The 21,657-nt window shown below is 46.2% G+C and carries 19 protein-coding genes; 2 read left to right on the forward strand and 17 right to left on the reverse strand.

The window, feature by feature from the left end; all coding sequences use genetic code 11:
* The 12 genes from WJ238_RS04095 to WJ238_RS04150 all read right to left on the reverse strand — a co-directional run.
* On the reverse strand, positions 1-517 hold a 517-nt coding region (locus WJ238_RS04095), incomplete at its 3' end, for a DUF374 domain-containing protein (RefSeq protein WP_337606230.1).
* Positions 465-1,718 carry a glycosyltransferase gene (locus WJ238_RS04100; RefSeq protein WP_337606232.1) on the reverse strand — a complete coding sequence of 418 codons (1,254 nt, stop codon included), beginning with the start codon at positions 1,716-1,718 and terminating at the stop codon, positions 465-467. The genes WJ238_RS04100 and WJ238_RS04095, both read right to left, overlap by 53 nt.
* A gap of 21 nt (positions 1,719-1,739) precedes the next feature.
* Entirely contained in the window at positions 1,740-2,243 is a 504-nt protein-coding gene (locus WJ238_RS04105; RefSeq protein ID WP_230105767.1) for a DedA family protein, read from the reverse strand.
* A gap of 103 nt (positions 2,244-2,346) precedes the next feature.
* Positions 2,347-3,981: a glycoside hydrolase family 13 protein gene (locus WJ238_RS04110; RefSeq protein WP_337606233.1), complete on the reverse strand. Its 1,635-nt coding sequence runs from the start codon at positions 3,979-3,981 to the stop codon at positions 2,347-2,349.
* Positions 3,982-3,996: 15 nt separating this feature from the next.
* Positions 3,997-5,760, reverse strand: coding sequence for a glycoside hydrolase family 13 protein (locus WJ238_RS04115; protein WP_316264910.1), 1,764 nt, complete (start codon positions 5,758-5,760; stop codon positions 3,997-3,999).
* 12 nt (positions 5,761-5,772) lie between these two features.
* Complete coding sequence (malQ, locus tag WJ238_RS04120) at positions 5,773-7,242, reverse strand: 4-alpha-glucanotransferase (RefSeq protein WP_337606234.1); 1,470 nt, start codon at positions 7,240-7,242, stop codon at positions 5,773-5,775.
* A gap of 21 nt (positions 7,243-7,263) precedes the next feature.
* Entirely contained in the window at positions 7,264-9,528 is a 2,265-nt protein-coding gene (glgP, locus tag WJ238_RS04125) for a glycogen/starch/alpha-glucan phosphorylase (protein WP_316264913.1), read from the reverse strand.
* Positions 9,529-9,593: 65 nt separating this feature from the next.
* Positions 9,594-11,528 carry an amylo-alpha-1,6-glucosidase gene (locus WJ238_RS04130; protein ID WP_337606235.1) on the reverse strand — a complete coding sequence of 645 codons (1,935 nt, stop codon included), beginning with the start codon at positions 11,526-11,528 and terminating at the stop codon, positions 9,594-9,596.
* Positions 11,525-13,498, reverse strand: a complete 1,974-nt coding sequence (gene pulA, locus WJ238_RS04135; RefSeq protein ID WP_337606236.1) for a type I pullulanase — start codon at positions 13,496-13,498, stop codon at positions 11,525-11,527. The genes WJ238_RS04130 and pulA overlap by 4 nt, the downstream gene beginning before the upstream one ends.
* 24 nt (positions 13,499-13,522) lie before the next feature.
* On the reverse strand, positions 13,523-14,395 hold the full coding sequence (locus WJ238_RS04140; RefSeq protein ID WP_230105760.1) for a sugar ABC transporter permease: 873 nt from the start codon (positions 14,393-14,395) through the stop codon (positions 13,523-13,525).
* Positions 14,396-14,397: 2 nt separating this feature from the next.
* Positions 14,398-15,777, reverse strand: coding sequence for a carbohydrate ABC transporter permease (locus tag WJ238_RS04145; protein WP_337606237.1), 1,380 nt, complete (start codon positions 15,775-15,777; stop codon positions 14,398-14,400).
* Positions 15,778-15,791: 14 nt separating this feature from the next.
* Complete coding sequence (locus tag WJ238_RS04150; RefSeq protein WP_256193860.1) at positions 15,792-17,027, reverse strand: extracellular solute-binding protein; 1,236 nt, start codon at positions 17,025-17,027, stop codon at positions 15,792-15,794.
* Positions 17,028-17,308: 281 nt separating this feature from the next.
* Between WJ238_RS04150 and WJ238_RS04155 the strand changes: the two genes are divergently transcribed.
* The gene (locus WJ238_RS04155) at positions 17,309-18,352 is read left to right on the forward strand and encodes a LacI family DNA-binding transcriptional regulator (RefSeq protein ID WP_337606238.1); all 1,044 of its coding nucleotides are present in this window, start codon (positions 17,309-17,311) and stop codon (positions 18,350-18,352) included.
* Here the strand turns inward: WJ238_RS04155 and WJ238_RS04160 are convergent.
* From WJ238_RS04160 to WJ238_RS04180, 5 genes are read right to left on the reverse strand one after another with little or no spacing between them, the layout of a single operon-like run.
* Positions 18,324-18,566 carry a DUF362 domain-containing protein gene (locus tag WJ238_RS04160; protein ID WP_337606239.1) on the reverse strand — a complete coding sequence of 81 codons (243 nt, stop codon included), beginning with the start codon at positions 18,564-18,566 and terminating at the stop codon, positions 18,324-18,326. The genes WJ238_RS04155 and WJ238_RS04160 overlap by 29 nt on opposite strands.
* A complete protein-coding gene (locus tag WJ238_RS04165) occupies positions 18,518-19,120 on the reverse strand; it encodes a flavodoxin family protein (protein WP_337606240.1) in 603 nt (200 codons plus the stop codon). The genes WJ238_RS04160 and WJ238_RS04165 overlap by 49 nt, the downstream gene beginning before the upstream one ends.
* A 2-nt stretch (positions 19,121-19,122) precedes the next feature.
* The gene (locus WJ238_RS04170) at positions 19,123-19,728 is read right to left on the reverse strand and encodes a uridine kinase family protein (RefSeq protein ID WP_337606241.1); all 606 of its coding nucleotides are present in this window, start codon (positions 19,726-19,728) and stop codon (positions 19,123-19,125) included.
* Positions 19,729-19,754: 26 nt separating this feature from the next.
* The gene (locus WJ238_RS04175) at positions 19,755-20,285 is read right to left on the reverse strand and encodes a methylated-DNA--[protein]-cysteine S-methyltransferase (protein WP_337606242.1); all 531 of its coding nucleotides are present in this window, start codon (positions 20,283-20,285) and stop codon (positions 19,755-19,757) included.
* Positions 20,286-20,304: 19 nt separating this feature from the next.
* Positions 20,305-20,943 carry a DNA-3-methyladenine glycosylase family protein gene (locus tag WJ238_RS04180; RefSeq protein WP_316269561.1) on the reverse strand — a complete coding sequence of 213 codons (639 nt, stop codon included), beginning with the start codon at positions 20,941-20,943 and terminating at the stop codon, positions 20,305-20,307.
* A gap of 176 nt (positions 20,944-21,119) precedes the next feature.
* Here WJ238_RS04180 and WJ238_RS04185 point away from each other — a divergent pair, with 176 nt between their 5' ends.
* Positions 21,120-21,494, forward strand: coding sequence for a BlaI/MecI/CopY family transcriptional regulator (locus WJ238_RS04185; protein WP_316269090.1), 375 nt, complete (start codon positions 21,120-21,122; stop codon positions 21,492-21,494).
* The last annotated feature ends 163 nt before the right edge of the window (positions 21,495-21,657 follow it).

Here is a 21,657-nt window from a genome sequence, read left to right on the forward strand (position 1 = left end):
ATACAGACACTCTCGAGAAAGGCAGCGGGATCGCATATTCATCCCAGCGCCACCAAAGGCGGATACAGGCAGAATATTCCAGGGTAAATCCTGTAAATTCTTTTTGCATCTGTTCTGAAAAATAGAAAGCCAGTTTCTTCGGTTCGTGCCTGGGTCCCAAAGGACCGTCCAATGCCGCCGCGATCGACTCTTCCTCTTTTGCAAGATCTTTCTGTATCGATTTCAACGTATGATAGGAAGCCTTTCCGTCGGGCACTCTGACTGCTTTTCCGCCGCAGCTTTCCACCATATTCTGAATATAATCCCCCCGGCGGTCCGCAGTGACGATCACATTGACCGGTCCTGCACTTAAGGCCAGTTCTTCCAGTATAAGATTCATACAGAAACTGTCCTCATGCCAGAAGCCGAAAATCTGTCCTTCGCGTCCCACTTCGTTTTCTTCCCACTGAATACGCATGGTTCGTTTAAGTAATTTTAAATAACCTTGAAAAAGATACTGCAGCATGTTCCCTTTCACCCGCTGTCTCCTCCTTCCATTTTGCCTCCATACAATTGGTATAGATCTGCTCCTCTCTTGCAGCCAGAGCCAGATTCCGGTAACCGGATACGCTCTTTTTGGCCTCCTCCCTCATCTTTCTCCTGCCGGGACCTTCCAGAGCCTTCCAGATCTTCATACACCACTCATGTACATCCTCTTTCGCCAGATATCCGTTGCATCCGTCTTCTATCGCTTCTTCCACTCCATTTGCCCGGATGGCTATCACCGGACATCCGCTTGCCAGCGCTTCCTGGATCACAATACCCTGAGTCTCTGACTTTGAAGAAAATAAGAAGAGATCGCTTGCCTGCAGATAAGCTGGAAGTTCTTCATTGGGAATATTTCCGGTAAATGTTACACAATCCTCCAGTCCCCATTTGGCTGCTGTCTTCTCCAGTCCCCCTTTCAGACTTCCCTCTCCGATAAGAAGGAGCCGGAAAGACTCCATGCCTTCTTCTTTCAGTTTTTTCATCCCTTTTAATAAGAAGAACAGATTCTTCTCTTCCTCCAGCCTGGAAACTGTACAGAAGAGATACTTCTTATCCTTTCCATACTGTTTCCTGACTGCAATCGCCGCCTCTTTGTATTCCTCAAAGAACCCCTCGTCCAGGCCTGTGGGAAATACTTCCACCAAAGAAGAGGTTCCATTCAGCAGGATGTCTCTTTTCATTCCTTTTGTCGGTGCAAGTACGGTATCACACCGGTTGGTAAACCATCTCATATACCAGGGGATCACCCTCTCTCTGGCCGCGCGGATCAGGAGCCTTCGGATTGCTCCTGCCTTTTCTTCTTCCCGGAATACCGGAAGATAATGAAGATAATCCTCATAACGTGTATGGTACGTATAGATAATGGGAATATGGTATTTTCTTCCGAGATACAAAGCCATATTTCCCATATAAACCGGCTGATGCACATGGATGCAGTCAAACTTCTCCCTTCGGAAGGCACTCTCTGTCTCAGGGCTGAATAATCTGGGATATACCATCCCATTGGCCATCCGTCTTTTCCGGATCCGGCAGCGGATCACTCCCTCTTCTTCCTCTGTATCTCCATAATCCGGTGCAAAGATCATCACCTCATGCCCCAGTTCTCTTAAAGCCTTAGCCTGCCGTTCAATAGAAATCGGCACGCCTCCCACAAAAGGTTTGTAATTGTTTGTCAGCATAGCAATTCTCATTGTCTTTCCCTCCTCCAGCTATCAGATACGAATTGCGGCTTCTCCGAAGAAATATCCGGCTCCTACAAATACCAGATTCCACAAAAAGATTCCAAGCGTAGAGCTTATAGTATATTTTATGAAATCCATTTTCACCATACCGGCCGGTATAGAGATCAGTGTGCGCACCATCGGCAGAAGTTTGCTCACAAACACGCCGATACACCCTTTTTCCCGCAGCATCTCTATCTTTCCTTCAATGACCGGCTTTTGTTTTGGAAATTTCCTGAAATAAAAACCCAGCACCTTCTCTCCCCCGGCCCTTCCCAGAAAATAAAGCGCCCAGCTTCCTGTAAGACCTGCCGCCACTGTCAGTATCATAACCATGAAAAAACTGATTTCTCCCTGAGATGCCCATATTCCGGCCAGCGGCATAATGACTCCCGCCGGAAATCCCGGCAGATTCAGGTATTCCAAAAGCACGATGAGATAAATAAAAAAAGCTCCGTATTCGAGAAAATATTGTGTTAATGTCTGGATATTCATAGAAGCGTCCTCCTTGTTATTTTTAGGATACCCCAAAAATCTAAAGGAGGACGCTATAAGAATCGAAAGATTTTCTAAAGAAAATTTAATGTTTTATGATGTTTTATTGTAAGGTCCTGATCATCATGACCGTCTCATAAGGCCGCAGCTCATTTGCTTTCATACTGCTGTCGTAATTGCTAAGAAGCACTTCGGCTTCCTTCCACTCTTCCGGCCAAGTACACTGCGCCGGACGGTCCGTAAAGTTGGCCCATACCAAAAGCTCTGACTCTTCGTCGGTTCTTGTGTAGGCAAAAATCTGCTCATCTTCCTCAAGAAGCAACGAGAATACGCCGTCTGTAAAGACAGGATATTCTTTTCGCAGTCTGATAAGCTTCTGATAATAGCGAAAAACAGAATCCGGATCCGCCATTTCCCTGGCAGCGTTGATCTCCCGATAATTGGGATTGACTGCAATCCAGGGAGTTCCTTTTGTGAAACCTGCATGTCTGCTCTCATCCCACTGCATCGGTGTACGGGCGTTATCCCGGCCTTTTGCATAGATAGAGGCCATCACTTCCTCTTCGGAATATCCCTCTTCCATCCGTTCTTCATACATGTGCAGCGTTTCAATATCTTTATACTGGCTGATATCATCAAAATGCACGTTGGTCATTCCAAGTTCTTCTCCCTGATAAATATAGGGAGTTCCCTGCATTCCATGCAGCACAGATGCCAGCATCTTGGCGGATTCCACCCGGTATTTTCCGTCATTTCCCCATCTGGAGACAATGCGGGGAAGATCATGGTTGTTCCAGAACAGGCTGTTCCATCCTTGTCCTGCCAATTCTGTCTGCCATTTTGCAAGAGTCTTTTTCAGCTTCACAAAGGGAAGCGGGCTAAGATCCCACTTCGTCTTTCCCTCCTGCTGGTCAAGACCGATGTGTTCAAACTGAAATACCATAGAAAATTCACTGCCGTCAGGATTGCTGTAAAGCTTCGCCCTCTCGGTATCTGCACCCCATGCCTCTCCTACTGTGATCAGATCGCCCTTCTGGAACGTCTCCTTGCTTAACTCCCGGATAAATTCATGAAGCCTCGGGCCGTTATTTGTAATTTTCAGATCCGGCTCCTTGGCGATCTGGTCGATCACATCCAGCCGGAAGCCCCCGACGCCCTTATCCATCCACCACAGGATCATATCGTAAATCTCGCGGCGCACCTTGGGATTTTCCCAGTTAAGGTCCGGCTGTTTTACGGAAAATTGATGAAAATAATACTGTCCAAGCTCCGGCACCCATTCCCATGCCGGTCCTCCAAACACAGATTCCATATCATTGGGAAGTTTGCTCTCTTTTCCATCTCTCCACACATAGTAATCGTGGTAAGGATTGTCTTTACTTTTCCTTGCTTCCCTAAACCAGCGGTGCTCATCTGAGGTATGATTCAGGACAAGATCCATAATAATGCGTATTCCGCATTCTTTTGCCTTCTGAATCAGTTCTTCCATGTCATCCAGCGTCCCGAACATGGGATCGATATCCTGGTAATCCGAGATATCATAGCCATTGTCGTCCTGGGGAGAGCGGCATACAGGGGAGAGCCACAGGGCGCCAACTCCCAGCTCTTCCAGGTAAGGCAGCCTTTGTATGATCCCCCTGATGTCGCCAATTCCGTCGCCGTTACTGTCCTGGAAGCTACGGGGATAGATCTGGTAAACTACTGTATCCTTCCACCATTTTTTCTCTGTCTTAACCATTTGCAGCTCCTCCTTCTATCGTTTCTTCTTTCTTCGGATCAGAGTTCCGTTTTTTTCTAAAATACCGTCTTTGTATTTTCTGGAAAAAAGGATTTCTCCTTCCGGTCTTACTTTCATCTCATTTTCCGAACAGTTCAAGAGAACCTCCAGCTCATTCTGGTTTTCATCCAACTTAATGTACTCCACACATCTTTCATTTTCATATTCCCCCGGAAAGTGGAAATAGAGGCTCCTGCAGGCATCCTCTTCTTTCCTCATCCGGATCAAAGATTTTACAGACCGGATCTTTTCCTGATTTTTGGGAGTCTCAAGCTCATCCCATGGCATACATCTTCTGCAGTCCGGATCGTGTCCGCCCTCCATGGCGATCTCTGTACCATAATAGATACAGGGACTTCCCGGCATGGTAAAGAGCACGGCAAGCTGCTGGTAAAACATATCCAGATCGTGAAAACGGTTCATCAGCCGCTCCGTATCATGCGAATCCAGAAGGTTGAACATGACATTGTTATTCTGCTGCATATACATGGTATAGCAGCGGTTTATCATATACTCAAACTCCTCTTTTTTCATCCCTTTGTCCAGGAAAAAGTCATGGATCCCGCTCATCAGCGGATAATTCATCACAGAGTCATACTCGTCCCCCATCAGCCATTGGCTTGCATCATGCCAGATCTCTCCCAGAAGATAAATATCCTCTTTGCATCTCTTTAAATGTTCCCGAATCTTTTTCAGAAAACGGTGGGACACTTCATTTCCCACGTCAAACCGGATCCCGTCAATATCATAATCTGTGATCCACCCTTCACATACGCCGCAGAAGTAATCGATCACTTCTTCATTGTTGGTATTGATCTTCGGCATCTGATCGGCGAAAGCAAAGGAATAAAATCTGCCGTCCCTTGTATCCGCACGCTTTTTGAGAAGCGGCCAGGTCTGCACCATAAACCAGTCGGCGTAAGGAGATTTCTGTCCTTTCTCCAGCACATCCTGCCATGGAGCAAACTTAGGACCACAGTGGTTAAACACTGCGTCCACCATGATCCGAATACCAAGACTATGAGCCTCCTTTACTAATTTCGCAAATGTTTCTTTATCTCCGAAATGAGGATCGATCTTTGTGTAGTCTGTAGTGTCGTATTTGTGATTGGACTCGGCCTCCATGATAGGATTCAAATAGATGCCAGTAATTCCCAGATCCGCAAGATAGGGAAGCTTTTGCCTGATTCCCTCCAGGTTGCCGCCAAACCTCTCCTCATTGGTGACCTTGCCTTTTCTCCAGGGAACGAAATCCTCTTTTCTTTCCCCTTCTATTTCCCCGCGGCAGAACCGATCCGGAAAGATCTGATACCATATCGTATCGTTAACCCACCCCGGGGTGCAGTTTACATCCGCCGGATTCATCCATGGAACGGTAAAGCACTGGATCATCCGCCCCTCCATGTCTATCTGGTCTTTTGTCAGAAAACCGTCTTCACAGTAATACCAGATCTCCGTTTCCGTATGGAGTTCAAAATAATACTTGCATCTTTTGTAAGGCGGCTGAAGGGTTGTGGTCCACCAGATCTGATGGCGGAGCCGTTTCTTAAATACGATCTCCTCCCTTGTTCCCGTCCACTTCTCATTTCCTCCCAGGATTCCTGCTTCAAAGGGATCCCCGTGATGAATGAACACCCGTCTGACGTCATAGCCGGTCTTAAGGTTTACCACCAGCTCATTTTCATTGAGCGCATAGCTCATCTGTTCCGATGTTTTATGATAAACTCCTGTAAATTCCATTGCTGTCCCTTTCTATTTCCGATCTGTCATTTCCTTTCTCAGAGATCTTAAGTCTTCCACGGCCTCATGGAAATCCGGAAGGCGCCATTCCCAGTTTGGAGAACCGACTGTTCCCGGTGTATTCATATGGCCTTCTTCTCCAAGTCCCAGAATATCCTGCATTGGAACAATGGCGTACTCCGCCTTATTTTTAAAAGTATAATGGAGCAGTCTCTCCTTTACGGATCCCTGGCTGCATCCCTGCCTTTTTAAGAATTTTCTTACTTTGCGTTTTTGGGCAGTGTTTAAATTACCGTACCATTCCATGAGGGTATCATTGTCGTGAGTTCCCGTGTAAATGATCATATTTTCCGTATCATGGAAGCTGTCGTATGCATATTTTCCTTTCGTCCCAATGGAGAACATAAGGATCTTCATACCCTTTAAATGATAATGTTCCTTCAGCGTCAGAACTTCCGGGCGCAGATCTCCCAAATCCTCAGCCACCAGCTCCACATCCGGCAGCTTTTCGGTCAGGATATCAAGCACCTCATATCCCGGTGCCTCGATCCATTCTCCCTCGACAGCTGTGGGGCAGGTAGACGGGATCTTCCAATATGTGTCAAAAGCCCGGAAATGGTCAATACGCACAATATCAAAAAGCTTTCCGCTGTAACCGATCCGGTCCTGCCAGAACCGATACTCATGCTCCTTCATATAGTCCCAGTCATAGATAGGATTTCCCCATCTTTGTCCTGTCGCGCTGAAATAATCCGGCGGCACTCCCGCAATAAAAATGGGCCGTCCGTCGGTATCAAGAAGGAAATTATCTTTCCCGCCCCATACGTCCACAGAGTCTACCCCCACATAGAAAGGCACATCTCCCATGATCCGGATGCCGCTGTCATTGGCTGCCTTCTTTACCTTCATCCACTGTCTGAAGAACTGATACTGAAGAAAAACGTGGAAAGCAGCTTCCTCTCTTTCTTCCTCCGTAAGCTGCCGCCGGGTTTCCGGCCAGTTTTTGTCCTCTTCTTTCCACTCGTTCCAGCATGTTCCGCCGTTTGCCGCTTTCAGTGCGCGGAATACACTGTATTCCTTCACCCATTCCTGATCTGCAAACTGGCGGTAGTCTGCTTCCTGATCCAGTTTCTGTTCCCGGAACCTTTCAAAAGCTTCTTTCAGGTAAGGAATCTTAAAGGAACGGACTGCATCATAGTCCACCCTTTTCTCTTTCTCCCGGAAGCTCTCCGGAAGACTTGTCAAAAGTCCTTCCTCCTTCAGAATATCCAGGCTGATATACAGCTCATCCCCCGCATAGGAGGAATAAGGCTGGTACGGAGAATTTCCGTACCCAACCGGATTCAGAGGAAGGATCTGCCATATCTTTATGCCGTTTTCTTTCATCATATCGATCCACTGATATGCACTGCTTCCCAGCTCCCCAATCCCTGTCCGGGAGGGAAGGGAAGATACCGGCATCAATATTCCTGTCTGTCTCATTGCTTTCTATCCCCCTGCTGCCTATGATAAATGCCAGATGTCTCTGTCATACTCCGCGATGGTTCTGTCAGAAGAGAAGAATCCCGCCTTGGCAATATTTACCAGCATCTTCTTTGCCCAGCTCTTTTCATCCTCATAGTCTTCCAGCATCTGTTCCTTTGTGCGGATATAATCCTTCACATCCAGAAGTGTCATGAACCAGTCTTTTCCTACGATTTCCTTATACAGACGTCCCAGGTTCACCGGATCTCCGATACGGATCAGATCCTTGCTGATAATGAAGTCTACCAGCTCTTCCACCATAGGATCATTTTCATAAATGTCTTTGGAACAGTAAGATGCATTTGCATACAGATCAATGACTTTCTCGGACTTCTCACCGAAAATGTAAATATTGTCATCGCCTACCAGCTCATGGATCTCTACATTAGCGCCGTCTTCTGTTCCAAGTGTCACTGCTCCGTTCAGCATGAATTTCATATTTCCTGTTCCGGATGCTTCTTTGGAGGCAAGAGAGATCTGCTCGGAAATATCACATGCAGGGATCAGCTTCTCTGCTTTCGTTACATTATAATTTTCCACCATCACAATGCGCAGATATTTCCTTACCTCGGGATCTTTCTCAATCAGTTCCTGAAGGCAGAGGATCAGATGGATGATATCCTTTGCGATCGTATAGGCAGGAGCCGCTTTTGCGCCGAAGATCATTGTGACCGGGCGTTTCGGAAGATTGCCTTTCTTGATCTCTTTGTATTTATAAATAGCATAAAGAGCGTTCATCTGCTGTCTCTTGTACTCATGGAGACGTTTGATCTGGATATCAAAGACAGAGTTCTCGTCAATCTCAATGCCCTGTGTCATCTTCAGGTAATTTTTCAGCTCAATTTTAGCCTCTTTTTTGATCTCCTTCAACTGTGCCAGCACTTTCTCATCATTCTGATATTCCAGAAGCTTTTCCAGCTGGGAAGCGTCTTTTACAAATCCTTCTCCGATCAGCTCTTTCAAATAGTCTGCCAGTCTGTGATTGCAGTGGAGCAGCCATCTGCGGAAAGTAATACCGTTGGTCTTATTGTTGAACTTCTCCGGATAAATGTCATAAAACGGCTTCAGCTCAGATTCCTTGAGGATCTCTGTGTGAAGAGCGGCAACTCCATTTACAGCATAGCCGTAATGGATATCAATGTGAGCCATGTGTACACGGTTCTGCTCATCAATAATGTAGACTCTCTCATCGTGGAAGTCTCTTCTGACTCTTGCATCCAGGTCACGGATGATCGGCATAAGCTGGGGCACTACCTGCTCCAGGTAGGCAACCGGCCATTTCTCCAGAGCCTCTGCCAGGATCGTATGATTCGTATAGGCACATGTCTTTCTCACCACATCTACGGCTGTGTCCATATTAAAGCCTTTCTCACTTGTGAGAATACGGATCAGTTCCGGGATCACCATAGTCGGATGAGTGTCATTGATCTGGATGCACACATGTTCATGCAAATGATAAAGGTTTACGCCTCTTTCTTCCGCTTCACGGATAATGAGCTGTGCAGCATTGCTCACCATAAAATACTGCTGGTAGATCCTAAGAAGGTGCCCCGCCTCATCACTGTCGTCCGGATAGAGGAACAGGGTCAGATTCTTCCGGATATCTGTCTTGTCAAACTGGATTCCATCATGAATCAGCCCTTCATCTACGGTATCCAGGTCAAAGAGATGCAGTTTATTGCATCCGCTTTCATAGCCCGGCACATCAATGTCATACATAGTAGACGTCAATGTGAAATCTTTAAAAGGAACCTGGAAATGGCGGTCTGTCTTGGTCAGCCAGCTGTTTTCCGTAATCCATGGGTTTTTATCCTCCCACTGCTTATGATCTGCAAATTTCTGCAGGAAGAGACCTTCGTGGTAGTTAAGGCCCACTCCGTCCCCTGCAAGTCCCAGTGTTGCAATGGAATCAAGGAAGCAGGCCGCAAGCCGGCCAAGTCCTCCATTTCCAAGAGAAGGCTCCGGTTCCATCTCCTCGATCTCTGTGATATCATGCCCGTACTTTTTCAGTACCTCCCTTGTCTCCTCGAAAAGTCCCAGATTGATCAGATTATTGGACAAAAGCTTTCCGATGAGAAATTCCGCTGAAATATAGTACAGCTTTCTGTCTCCGGTATTAGCCTTCATGCCTTTCATTTTATCTTTTGTCACACAAAGAAGCGCTGTGTAAATCTCTTCCTTTGATGCTTCTTTGATTCCTTTATGAAATTTTTCCTGCAACATCATTTCCAATGCCTGTTCCATGTTTGTATCTCCTTTCTATCTATCACATTTCTGTGATCCACTTTCATCATATTCTTTATCATATACTATTTTTCCAGATTTTCATATACCCAAAGTATTTCTCCCACACTCCAGGCCTGGGCAAAACACCCTTTTGACGAGGCTGGATTCTCCCCGTCGTAAATCTCCGGCAGCTGTCCTATACATCCTTCCCGCATAGCGCACTCCAGCGCTTCCATCTGTCGTTTCACTCTGCCTCTGGCCTTTTCGCTCCAACTGTTTACTTTCAGATAGGCCAGATAGTAGGCGCCCATAGGGAAGGGCCAGACCGTTCCCTGATGGTAGGCAAGATCCCTCTCCATCATCTCTCCGCCATAGAAAGGATGAAAATCAGGATCTTCTTTTTCCAGTGTCCGAAGCCCATATGGAGTATAGAGCTTTTCAAACACGGTCTCCACTACCTGCTTTTCCTTCTCCTTATCCATCATGGTAAAAGGAAGGGAAACTGCCCAGATCTGATTGCAGCGGATCTGTGTATCCGCCGCTTCTCCGGAGAGAACGTCTTTCAGGCAATGTTTTTCTTCCATCCAGAACTTTTCCCTAAAAGACAGCTTTACCTTTTCCGCCATCTCCTGATACTGCTCCTTTGGATGGCCCAGCACTCCCGCAAAAAAGTCCATGATCTTCAGGGCGTTGTACCAGTAGGCATTGATCTCCACCGGTTTGCCATGGCGGGGAGTGGGAAGGATCTTGCCGATGCGCACATCCATCCATGTCACCTGATCCAGCTCCTTTCCCGCACGGATCAGTCCGTCGGCGTCCATGGCGATCCCATAATCCGTACCCTCCCGGTATGCAGTGATGATCCGCTCCATTACCGGATACATCTCTTCTATAAAGGCCTTGTCTTTTGTTTTCTCATAATAGAGGTAGACGCAGTTGATAAAGAGAAGAGCGGCATCCACTGTATTGTACATAGGCTCTTTCCCGCCTTCCGGGAAGAGGTTGGGCATCAGCCCTTTTCTCTCATTGACAGCAAAAGTGCGAAGAATGCTTTTGGCAGTCTCATACTGGCCGGTGGAAAGACAGATTCCCGGCAGAGCGATCATGGTATCCCGTCCCCAATCTTCGAAAAAAGGGTAGCCTGCAAGAATGGTCTTTCCTCCGGTAGATTCCCGTCTTGTCACAAATGCGGATGCGCTTCTTGCCAGAGCTTTCGCTATTTCGCTCTTCCAGCTGCCTCTCTCCTGCCATCTGTCTCGAAATGAACGGACGCGGGCGATCACCTCATCGGGCCTCTCCAGGGCCGGGGGTTCCTCTCCCTCCAGCGCATAGACAATCTCCAGCGTCTTTTCTTCTCCCGGAAGGATCTTTGCTGCAACCGTGTGGACTGCCGCTGCTGTCCCTGTCGGTCTTCGCCCGTCACAGGCATCATAGCGGTAAAAATAAGTCTCTTTTTCCATGGGGACCGAACAGAAATCCCCATTTGTCCGGACATCCAGACACATATCCCTGCAGCGGATCCTGTTCCCGTCAAGCAGAATTTTCTGCCCTTCCTCCATGTCTTCTCCTTTGGGCGCAAACTGAAAGAAAGGTTTTACCTGAAAGATACAGCTCTCCCGCCTTCTGTTCTCAATCTCATACTTGAGAACCGCTGCATTTTTCTCCGGATCCAGCGCCGCCTCTTTTCGTATTTCCACACCGTCCGCCTGAAAGATCCAGACCGGATTATCTTCATAAGAAAAGGAGGTGAGGAACCGGTATCCTTCTTCCTTCGTCCCGTCTGCAAATTCCTGTGTGGAGAGTACCAGATCATCCAGCTGTTCTTTCAGGCGATGAATGATATTGTACCGGCAGTTGGGAGCCTTTAAGCATCCCATGAGAAACGCATGGTCGTTTCTGGCCGCCCCTCCTGCCATAGTCAGGGAAGAAAATCCTCCCAGCTCATTTGTCATCAGATAACAGTTTTCCTCGCTTCTTTCAATTGTCTTAAAGTCCTGTTTTCCATATATCCATTTCATGCGCTTTTTCCTTTATTGTCCCTTCTTCTCCATGGTCTTTTTTGTCCCAGCACCAGCATGCTCACCGGTTCCATGGTAATGGCTTTTTCCACCGTTTCCGGCTTCTTCCACAGAAAGCTGTTCTGTCCGTCGGCTAAAATTTCCCATTCTCCCTCCGGAAGCGTCAGCCTCTGAGGCTCTTTTCTACTGTTATAGCTCACCTTCAGAATATCCCAGGAGCTGTTCTCTCCATCCTTTCGGTTATCTACCAGAAAGCTGACAACCCCTTCCTTCTTCCACTGGCCATGGATGCGCTTCCACGCTGATGTCTTCTTATCGCACAGTCCGGGAAGCTGTTTGCGCAGGGCGATAAGACCGCGGTAATAATCTACCAGCTCTTCTTCTTCCCAGGCTTTTTTCCAGTCCAGCCGGTTGATCCCTATAGGAGCATTGTAGCTGTCTTCAATCCCATCTTTTGTGCGGGCAAATTCTTCCCCCGACAGAAAGAAAAGATTCCCCTGACATGTCATATATATCCCTGCTGCCAGCCTGTACTCCCTCTTTCTCAATGCCTCATCCTTTGTTGTCTGGCATAACTTATCCCACAGAGTCTGATTGTCATGAGAAGAGACATAGGTGATCACCTGTGAAGGCGCTTTTACATGATCCTCTCCGTCTCCGCACCAGGCGCATACACTTCTTAAAATCTGTTCTTCCATTTTTTGTGCCCCGTTTACAAATCCCGGTTCCCAGATTTCCAAAGAAGACCCCTTGATAGCATCCCTTGTATCATCGCAAAACATCCCTGTGTTATGGTCCAGACTGCGGATATTGGCCTTTAAAGCCTGCTCTTTTTCATATGCAATGGCTGTACTGTCTGCCGCCCACGGTTCTCCAAATAGAAGTTTTTCCCCTTTTCCGTATTTTTCATCCAGGGCACGGCGGATCCGGTTCATTAAATCCACATCCAAAAGTCCCATCAGATCAAAACGGAATCCGTCTATATGGTATTCTTCAGCCCAGTAAAGAACCGATTCCAAAATGTATTTCCCGCACATAGGCATCTCACTTGCAATATCATTCCCGCACCCGGATCCATCCGAGATCTCCCCGTCCTCTTTTACCCGATAAAAATACCAGGGAACCGTTCTCTGAAACCAGGAATCCAGGGAGTAGGTATGATTGTACACCACATCCATGATTACCCGGAATCCATGTCTGTGCAAAGACTGTATCATTTCTTTCAACTCCCGGATTCTCACCTCTCCTGCCGCCGGATCGGAAGAGTAAGAGCCCTCCGGCACATTGTAGTTAATGGGATCATATCCCCAGTTGAATTCCGTTTCCTCGCCTGTTTCATCTACAGAGCCGTAATCATATACCGGCATAAGCTGTACGTAATTTACTCCAAGCTTCTTCAGATAAGGAATCCCTGTTGGATGGACGCCGTCACTGTAGAGAGTTGTATCATTGTACAGAAACGCCCGGTATTTTCCTCTTGTTTCTTTGGGAAATCCCCCGGATTCATCCCAGGAAAATTCTTTGACATGAAGCTCATAGATGACCGTTTCTTCCTCCTTTGCCGGAGGACTGTCCTCCTCCCAGCCTTCCGGATCCGTTTTCTTTAAATCCACGACCATGCTCCGCTGTCCGTTTATCCCGCATGCACGCGCATATGGATCCGCAGAAAAAACCGTACTGTTCTCCATCTGCAGAGTAAAATCATAATAGATTCCGTGTAAATTTCGTTCAGTACGGTATTGCCATACCCCCTTTTCACACCTTTTCATGGCATGCCGTTCAAAGGCTTCCCCCTTACTTCCATCCAGGTAGAGATTTAGGATGATCTCTTCAGCGAAAGGACTCCAAAGCCGGAAAAAGGTTCCCTGTTCCGTGATGAGGGCTCCGAGACCTTCGCCCTCATACACGTATTTTTTTTCAAATTCCAAACTGGAATAAATATCTTTCCATTGTCTCGCTGTCTTTTTCATGCTGCCATACCTCATATTTGTTTTTTATCCTTTTACCGCTCCGGAAAGACCGTCCACGTAATATCTCTGCATAAACAGGAAGAGAGCGGCAATCGGAATGGATATCAGTACTGCGCCTGCCGCAAAGCTGGTGTACCAGTTATCAATGTATTCTTTCTGCAGCATCTGCCAAAGTCCGATAGCAATGGTATACTGGTCGGAATTTGCACGGCAGATTACCTTTGCAAAAATGAAATCCAGCCACGGCGCCATAAAGGATGTCAGTACTGTATAGATGATGATCGGCTTACTGAGAGGCAGAGTGATCTTTGTAAAAATCTGCCATCTTGTACAACCGTCCAGAAGAGCCGCTTCATCTACAGCGATAGGGATCGTATCAAAGAAGCCTTTCGCAATCTGGAAACTCAATCCTGCTCCTCCCGAATATACCAGGATCAACGCAAGCCGGATCAGATTTCCTTCGGTCAGTCCCACTGCCTTCAAAATAAAGTACACTGCAATCATGGACATGAATCCGGGAAACAGCCCCAGAATCATTGCCATGTTCATATAAGGCTTGCGAAGCTTAAATTTCAGCCTGGACAGGCAGTAGGAAACTGCCAGGACATAAAAAGTCGACAGTATACAGGAAAAGATCGCAATGATCAGCGTATTTGTGAACATCTGTGGGAAATTCAGGATCGAGGTATCCGTAAACAGTTTTTCGTAATTATCCAGCGTAAAAGACTGTGGGAAAAATGTGGATACATAGGATCCTTTTTCTGCCCTGAAGCTTGTAAGGATGACCCAGATAATCGGGAAAACCCAGATCACTGCAAGCACTCCTAAAACGATATGAACAATAGAATTATTGATAAAGCGCTTTCTTTTTGCAGAATGCATTTTTGTTCCTGCCATATCTAGAATCCTCCTTCTTCTTTATAAGATTTGCTGTGTCTGTATGTGAACAGTGCGCCCACTGCCAGGATCACAAAGGTTAGAATACCGATGACTGCACCGATATTGTAATACTGTTTATCAATCGTCAGTTTATAGAGCCATGTTACAAGCAGGTCCGTACTTCCCGCTGTTGACGCCAGATCCGTGACCGGATCTCCTCCTGAAAGCAGGTATATAACGTTAAAGTTATTGACATTTCCCGTAAAGGTAACGATCAGATACGGAGTTGTCACATACAGCATATACGGAAGCGTGATCTTGGTAAATGTCTGAAATGCATTGGCACCGTCTACCTTCGCCGCTTCGTAAAGCTCTGCAGGAATATTCTGAAGGACGCCGGTCAGCTGAAGCAGTGTATAAGGTACACCTACCCAGATATTTACAACTATTACCGTCACTCTGGCCCATGTAGGGTCTGTAAAGAAAGGAAGACTGGCATCCTGAGCGATCCACCCCAAGTTTCTCAAAAGAACATTAATCGCTCCTTCCGGCTGCAGCATCGTCCGCATGATCAGAAGAGAGACAAACATAGGCACTGCACAGGACAGGACGAAACAAAATCTCCAGAATCCTTTTGCCTTTGTTCCCTTTCTGTTGATCAGAAGAGAAACGATCATTCCGAAAATATAGTTACTGAAAGTGGCAAAAAATGCCCACACTAAAGTCCAGATCAGCACAGACCAGAAGGTGCTTCCCAAAATACTGCTGGAATCAAACAGCGCTTTAAAGTTATCAAGACCCACCCAGTCAAACAGCATCAGATGATTGTCGATCTTGCTGTAGTTTGTAAACGCCATACAGATCATAAAGATCAAAGGCAGTACAGTAAATGCAAAAATAAATGCCACTGGAGGCGTCATCAAAAGCCGGTGGAGATTCTCATGAAGGAGAGACTTCAGATCTTCTCCGAAGCTGTTGACATGCCGTCCTTCTTTTGCCAGACATTCTGCTTTGTATGCGCTTTTCAAGGCGCCTCTCCAGGCACAGATCAAAAGGATCGTTACTAAAACGGTAGCAACTCCATAAAGAAGGATCAAAACGGACTGATCTCCTTTTGTATATACATATACCTGACTTGCCTCATCCCACACTTCCTCCTGGGGGATACTTCCAAGGGACGGAAGCATGCCAAGGAACCGGATGCCATTCATAACCATAAATACTACGTACGCGATTTCCACAGCCATGTAAATAAATCCTTTTATGATCTGGCCGTGTACAATATTTCCAAACCCCATTAAAACCATGGAAAGTTTTGTTTCAAGTCCGCCTTCGCGGATTGCCTTTGTACAGGTATAGGGTGTCGGAAACTGATTGACTCTCTTTTTCATTATTCCCATCCTCTTCACCTCATTTAGATTCCATCACTGTTCATTGCATCGTTCATTTGTTCTGTCTGTTCTGCCGCATTCTCATGAGTAATGCTTCCATTTCGGATTCCCTTACCCATATTTTCCACAGGAGTCCAGCAGTTGTTCATTTTGGACACGAAAGGCTGCAGGATGGATGTGTTGTTGAATGTATCATCCTGTGCTGATACAAGATCGTCTTCCGCAAATTCTGTCTCTTCAAGAAGCTGCGTGCTGCATGGAATAACGCCGCACATTTCATAATGAGCTCTCTGTGCTTCTGCCGATCCCAGATAGACCGCAAGTTCGATCGCCGCCACCATATTATCACTGTTGGGGTTTACTCCGATTGCCTTGGATCCCGCATAAGACATCATCTGTTTTTCTTCCCCGTTAAGCGTATAAGCAGGAAGGGAAGCTACTCCCATGTTGTCCCCTAAAGCTTCTTTTACCGCATTGGCATCCCAGGAGCCTGAAAACATAGCATTGATGCTTCCGTCACGAAGCCCCGCAATACCGGAACCATCCGCATCAATACGGAAATTTGGATTACTTTCAAGATCGATCAGATAATCCGTAACTTCTTTTGCCTTCTCTCCGCCAAAATCCACTCCCTTGGACTCGTCTGTACCATCCCCGAATAAAGTACAGCCGTTCCCAATATAGAAAGCCGGCAGATACCAGGAGTTTGTGAACGGGAACGATACCACTCCCTTTTCCAGCATGGTATCCAGGTTCTTAATATCCTCCTCGGAAAATACCGATTTGTCGTAGTACATAAACCAGGTATTTGTTGTAAAAGGAACGCCATAAAGTTCATCATCCTTGATCAGAGAGGCCAACACCTCTTCTGAATTACTCTCTTCAATCTGTTCCCTGTACTTTCCTCCGAATTTTGCCAGTGCATTTGCATCTGTCATTGTAGTCAGTGTATCATTGGCATACATAAAAACATCCGCACTGGCTTCCGGATCCTGCGATACCTGACCCGCTGCGCTGGCTTCATCCGCTACGCCATACACAAAGGTGATGTCCCACTCCGGATGTTCTTTGGCAAAATTTTTGCACATTGTCTGAAGCCATTCCCCGCTGTCTTTTGACTGGTCATTGGACGGCGACCACACCATCAGGCGGACTTTTTCCGTCTCTCCTGCTCCGCCTTCAGATTGTCCGGCACAGCCGCTAAGTCCGGTCGCCAGAAGTCCGGCAGTAAGCAGCAGCGCCAACCCTCTCTTCTTCATTACTTCATCTCCATTTCCTTAAAAGTTTCGTATTGTTTCGTTGTGTGTTAATCATACCTTCTCTTTCTATTTTAGTCAATAATTCATCTGTACAAATTTTAAGATTTATCTATTTTTCATAGTTTTTTTCTCATTTTTTTGTATAGTTTTTCTACTTACTCATATTTCCTTTTCGAAAATATACGAAACTTCCTTTTGTTTTACCTAAAATCCGTTGATTTTCTATCTTTACTTAGCTATAATATGAACAGATATTTTCCAAAAGAAAGGGCGGTCCTTATATGGCTACAATACAGGATATTGCTGATAAACTGGGGATTTCCAAGGGTACTGTCTCCAAAGCGCTCAATGGGGCGACTGACATCAGCGAAACTTTACAAAAAAATGTGCTTGAAACAGCTGTAGAATTGGGATATACAAAAATACGGCGTCCCGGAGGGGTACGCCGACTTTGTATTCTGATTGAAAATATGGATTATGAAAACCCTCACGATTTTGGGTATGAGATTATCTTAGGATTCCGGCAGATGGCGGAACCGGCCGGCTATTCAGTAGACATTATTCCGGTAACGGAAAAACTGCAGAAATCTTATTCTTATGATACGTTTATGCTGAAGCATGACTATCTTGGCTCCTTCATCCTGGGCTTTTCTTTAAGCGACCCCTGGATGAAAGACTTCCACACAAGCCACACTGCCACCGTCCTTTACGACAACTATATTATGGCAAATCCCCATATCGGATATGTAGGGATCGACAATGGTGAGGGGATGGAGCTGGCTGTCTCTCACTTAAAACAAAAGGGGCATAAAAAAATCGGCTATCTAAGCCACGCCCTCGGCTCGCACATTATGCAGGTTCGCCACAAGGCTTTCTTTTCGGCACTTCGCCAAAACGGCCTGAAAAGCGATCCTACCTATGCCGGGAGCTCCTACTATATTACCCAGTGCATGGAGAAACATCTTCCCCGGCTTTTAAATCTCGGGGTTACCGCCATCATATGCAGCCACGATCTTATTGCCAATGCTGCTATGATCCAGTGCCAGCAGATGGGATACCGCATTCCGGACGATATCAGTATCATCGGATTTGACGATCTTCCCATCTGCGCCTACACCGCTCCTCCTCTCACAACCGTGCGCCAGGAACGGATCCAGCTTGGCAAAAGCGGATACTATGCACTGGAAAGCCTGATGAACGAAGTTGCGATCGGAACTCTTCTCCTCCATGCAAGTCTGATTGTCAGAAATTCCACCGGCCCTGCCAAAGTGCCGCTTGATGCTAACACACCTGATCTTAACAGTACAGTTCATTCCTCTTTCTGACAGAGCAGGCCTTTTCGATCTTCTGTGCAACGGCAGCTGCTGCCGCTGCATTTATTTTTCTTGCCCCGGCAGGGCATACAACCACACAGCGCATACAGGAAATGCACTTTTTCTCATCTGCTTCCTGTACATGATTGAGAGAAATTGCCTCTGCAGGACATTTCTTCACACAGATTCCGCATTGGTTGCATCCATCCTCTGCTTTCGGCACCATAGGCACAGGGGCAGATTCTTTGTAAGGACGGTTCCCCGGCACTTTAAAGTCTGATATTTTTCTCTTTTCTTGCTCCCATATTTGCCCTTTACTCTGCTCTTCTTGAAACTTCTTCCAGATTTTTCTGCAAATTCCTTCAATTCCTGTTCATCTTCTCTGTCCGGTCTGCCTGTCGCATATTGATGCATAATAGAATGCTCTGCAATGGCAGCCACTGCCGCTATAACCTCAAATCCGCATTCTTCCGCCAGATCCTCAAGCTCTGTCAAAGTATCTTCATAGGCTCTGTTGCCGTACACACAGACAATCACACACCTTGCCCCATTTCCTTTGATCTGACGGAACCGTTTTGCTGCAAGCGCTGGAACACGTCCGCCATAGGACGGCACCGCAATAAGCGTCAGCTCTTCTTTTTCCACGGAAATACTTCCAAAATCCACAGAAGGATCTGTCAGATCGACCGCCTCTCTTTTCAGATTCCATTCTCCTGCAAGAAGATCCGCTACTTTTTTCGTTCCTCCTGTAGGGCTGAAAATTATTTGTCTTCCCTTCATTTTTACTCTTCCTTTCCTTCTTCGCAATTTGTTTCATTCAAAATAAAATCAGAAATTTTTATCTCGCACATTTCTTCTGTTCTGCATGCAGAAAAGTACTTTTCCTCCAAAGGAATCCATTTTTCCCGAAAATCTCTGACCTTTTCTCTATTCCGTTTTTCAATCCTCTGTATCTGCAAAGCCGGATCAATTGTCATAAAAACATGGAGGTCATAATAGTTCCACAAAGCAGGATGACAGCTATAAGATCCTTCCACGACCGTCAGCCGTCCCGGTTCTATGCATTTTGCCTTTCCAAACGTCTGCAGATGACAGTCGTAAGGTCTGTAAAAACATTTTTCACCTTTTATCAGCGGTTCCATAACCTCTTCCCGAAAACGTTCATAGTCCACATTTCCGCCCGGACACTCTAATCGTTCTCGCGTCCTTTGTTCCGGACGCAGAAAGAAGTCATCCATATGAATCACACTGCAGCCTTCTTTTCGCTGCAGCCCGGCCGCAAATGTAGTCTTTCCGGCCGCACACCTGCCATCTATCCCCACCAGGACATGATCCTTGCATTTCAGCAGATCTTTTGTTCCCGAGAGCACTTTGTTCATCCAGTCCATCCGCATTTTCCTCCCACACAGTTTCATTATAGCGTTCCTTTCTTTGGGAGGAAGAAAGACTTCATATCCGCCTTCTCCAATGTCAGCAGTTTCACTTTTTTCTCAATCCCGCCTGCATATCCCGTCAGGCTTCCGTCGCTTCCCACAACCCGGTGGCAGGGAACAAGAATGGAAATTCTGTTATGTCCCACAGCGCCGCCTACCGCCTGGGCTGACATGCTCTTTTTTCCTCTTTTTTCAGCAAGCTTTCCTGCAATCTCCCCATAAGTCATGGTCTGTCCATATGGAATAGAACAGAGGATCTTCCACACTTCCTTCTGGAAATCCGTCCCAATAAAACGAAGAGTCACTGTGAAGTCAGGCTCCTTCCCGGAAAAGTAAATATCAAGCCACTCCTTCGTTTTCTCAAAGACCGGAATTTCTTTTTCTTCCCTTTCTTTATCCAGATGAAGGGCAAAATATTTCTGTCCCTCAAACCACAATCCTGTCAGGCAGTTTTGATCTGCCGCCAGAAGAATATCACCCAGCGGCGATCTGTAATGACTGATGTACTGCATATGCTCCCTCCATTTCCTGTCATTTCCTTTTTGGCGCATAGTCCTTCATACCAGGTATAGCGCCTCCTGCTACAGCCCAGAGGTAAAGGCTTGCAACGCTGCAGCAGGGACTGAATCGTCTGCGGTATTTTTCAAATAGCTTCCTATCTATTTTTCTGTGATGATAGACCATTCGCAGCCCCCTTAGTATCGCCAGATCATCATAGCTGAAAATATCAGGACGCTGGAGACAGAATAGGAGGATCATTTCTGCTGTCCACACACCGATCCCTTTCAGAGATGCCAGCCGCCTGACTGCCTCCTCATCGGACATGTGAGAAAGACTGTCCAGATCAAATTCCCCGCTCTCTACCTTTTTGGCAAAATCTTTGATATATTCCGCTTTACGGAATGTGATCCCAAAAGACTGCAGAGCGGAAACATCCGCCGCCGCAATGCTTTCTGCATTAACACTGCCAAGTCCATCCTGCATTCGTTTCCAGATCGTCTCCTGGGCTTTTGTGGAAATCTGCTGTCCGATAATATGATGAACGACAGATGAAAATAAATCCGTATCCACTTTACGCTCAACGGGGCCGATCTTATCTATGATCTCACCTAGAATTTTGTCTCTGCTTTTCAGGTATTCCACTTCGGTTTTACCATACGAGAAATACACCGGTGTTCCTCCTTTTCTCCTGCATTTTCTTATTATTAATAATACTATCATTTTTCTTTCTTCTCAACACTTTATAAGTTTTGCCCGGTCATCCGAATCTTCATTTATTTGACTAATGCACCGGAACATACTATAATATTTTTATTACACATGTAAGATTCAAGGGAGGAATGATTATGTCTGCTTTACCACAGATCTCTGAAGCTGAGTTTGAAGTTATGAAAATAGTATGGAAATTTGCTCCCATCAGCACAAATGAAATAACAGATCGACTATTGAAAACTACTTCGTGGAGCGCGAAAACAATCCAGACTCTTATAAAACGTCTTGTGACAAAAGGCGCTTTGACTTATGAAAAACAGGGGCGTGTATTTGTTTATACTCCTCTCGTAGAAAAAAACGAATATATCAATCAGCAGAGCAATTCGTTCCTGAACCGTTTCTATGATGGAAACATCAGCGCAATGCTCTCGTCATATTTGGAAAACAATCAACTGTCAGAAACAGAACTCCGCAATTTACGTTCCATCCTTTCCAAAGACTCTGATTAAGGAGAAGGATTTATATGACTGACTTCATCATACATTTTTTCATCTGCAATTTATTGATCAGCGGTATGATCGGGATCTTATTCTTATGCCAAAAAGAACAACCTCATTCCGGTTGCTCTTTTTCTTTCTAAACTCTATCCTTACTGTATCTGATTCCCCATAC

This window comes from Claveliimonas sp. (assembly GCF_037273965.1).
GTDB classification, from domain to species: domain Bacteria; phylum Bacillota; class Clostridia; order Lachnospirales; family Lachnospiraceae; genus Claveliimonas; species Claveliimonas bilis.

Coding starts and splice junctions, on each gene's coding strand:
- pulA (WP_337606236.1), bottom strand. CDS start 13,498: ATGAAAAAGACAGCGAGACAATGGAAAGATATTTATTCCAGTTTGGAA.
- WJ238_RS04150 (WP_256193860.1), bottom strand. CDS start 17,027: ATGAAGAAGAGAGGGTTGGCGCTGCTGCTTACTGCCGGACTTCTGGCG.
- malQ (WP_337606234.1), bottom strand. CDS start 7,242: ATGAGACAGACAGGAATATTGATGCCGGTATCTTCCCTTCCCTCCCGG.
- WJ238_RS04155 (WP_337606238.1), top strand. CDS start 17,309: ATGGCTACAATACAGGATATTGCTGATAAACTGGGGATTTCCAAGGGT.
- WJ238_RS04185 (WP_316269090.1), top strand. CDS start 21,120: ATGTCTGCTTTACCACAGATCTCTGAAGCTGAGTTTGAAGTTATGAAA.
- glgP (WP_316264913.1), bottom strand. CDS start 9,528: ATGGAACAGGCATTGGAAATGATGTTGCAGGAAAAATTTCATAAAGGA.
- WJ238_RS04115 (WP_316264910.1), bottom strand. CDS start 5,760: ATGGAATTTACAGGAGTTTATCATAAAACATCGGAACAGATGAGCTAT.
- WJ238_RS04130 (WP_337606235.1), bottom strand. CDS start 11,528: ATGAAATGGATATATGGAAAACAGGACTTTAAGACAATTGAAAGAAGC.
- WJ238_RS04140 (WP_230105760.1), bottom strand. CDS start 14,395: ATGGCAGGAACAAAAATGCATTCTGCAAAAAGAAAGCGCTTTATCAAT.
- WJ238_RS04175 (WP_337606242.1), bottom strand. CDS start 20,285: ATGCAGTACATCAGTCATTACAGATCGCCGCTGGGTGATATTCTTCTG.
- WJ238_RS04165 (WP_337606240.1), bottom strand. CDS start 19,120: ATGAAGGGAAGACAAATAATTTTCAGCCCTACAGGAGGAACGAAAAAA.
- WJ238_RS04160 (WP_337606239.1), bottom strand. CDS start 18,566: ATGGTGCCGAAAGCAGAGGATGGATGCAACCAATGCGGAATCTGTGTG.
- WJ238_RS04100 (WP_337606232.1), bottom strand. CDS start 1,718: ATGAGAATTGCTATGCTGACAAACAATTACAAACCTTTTGTGGGAGGC.
- WJ238_RS04170 (WP_337606241.1), bottom strand. CDS start 19,728: ATGGACTGGATGAACAAAGTGCTCTCGGGAACAAAAGATCTGCTGAAA.
- WJ238_RS04105 (WP_230105767.1), bottom strand. CDS start 2,243: ATGAATATCCAGACATTAACACAATATTTTCTCGAATACGGAGCTTTT.
- WJ238_RS04145 (WP_337606237.1), bottom strand. CDS start 15,777: ATGGGAATAATGAAAAAGAGAGTCAATCAGTTTCCGACACCCTATACC.
- WJ238_RS04110 (WP_337606233.1), bottom strand. CDS start 3,981: ATGGTTAAGACAGAGAAAAAATGGTGGAAGGATACAGTAGTTTACCAG.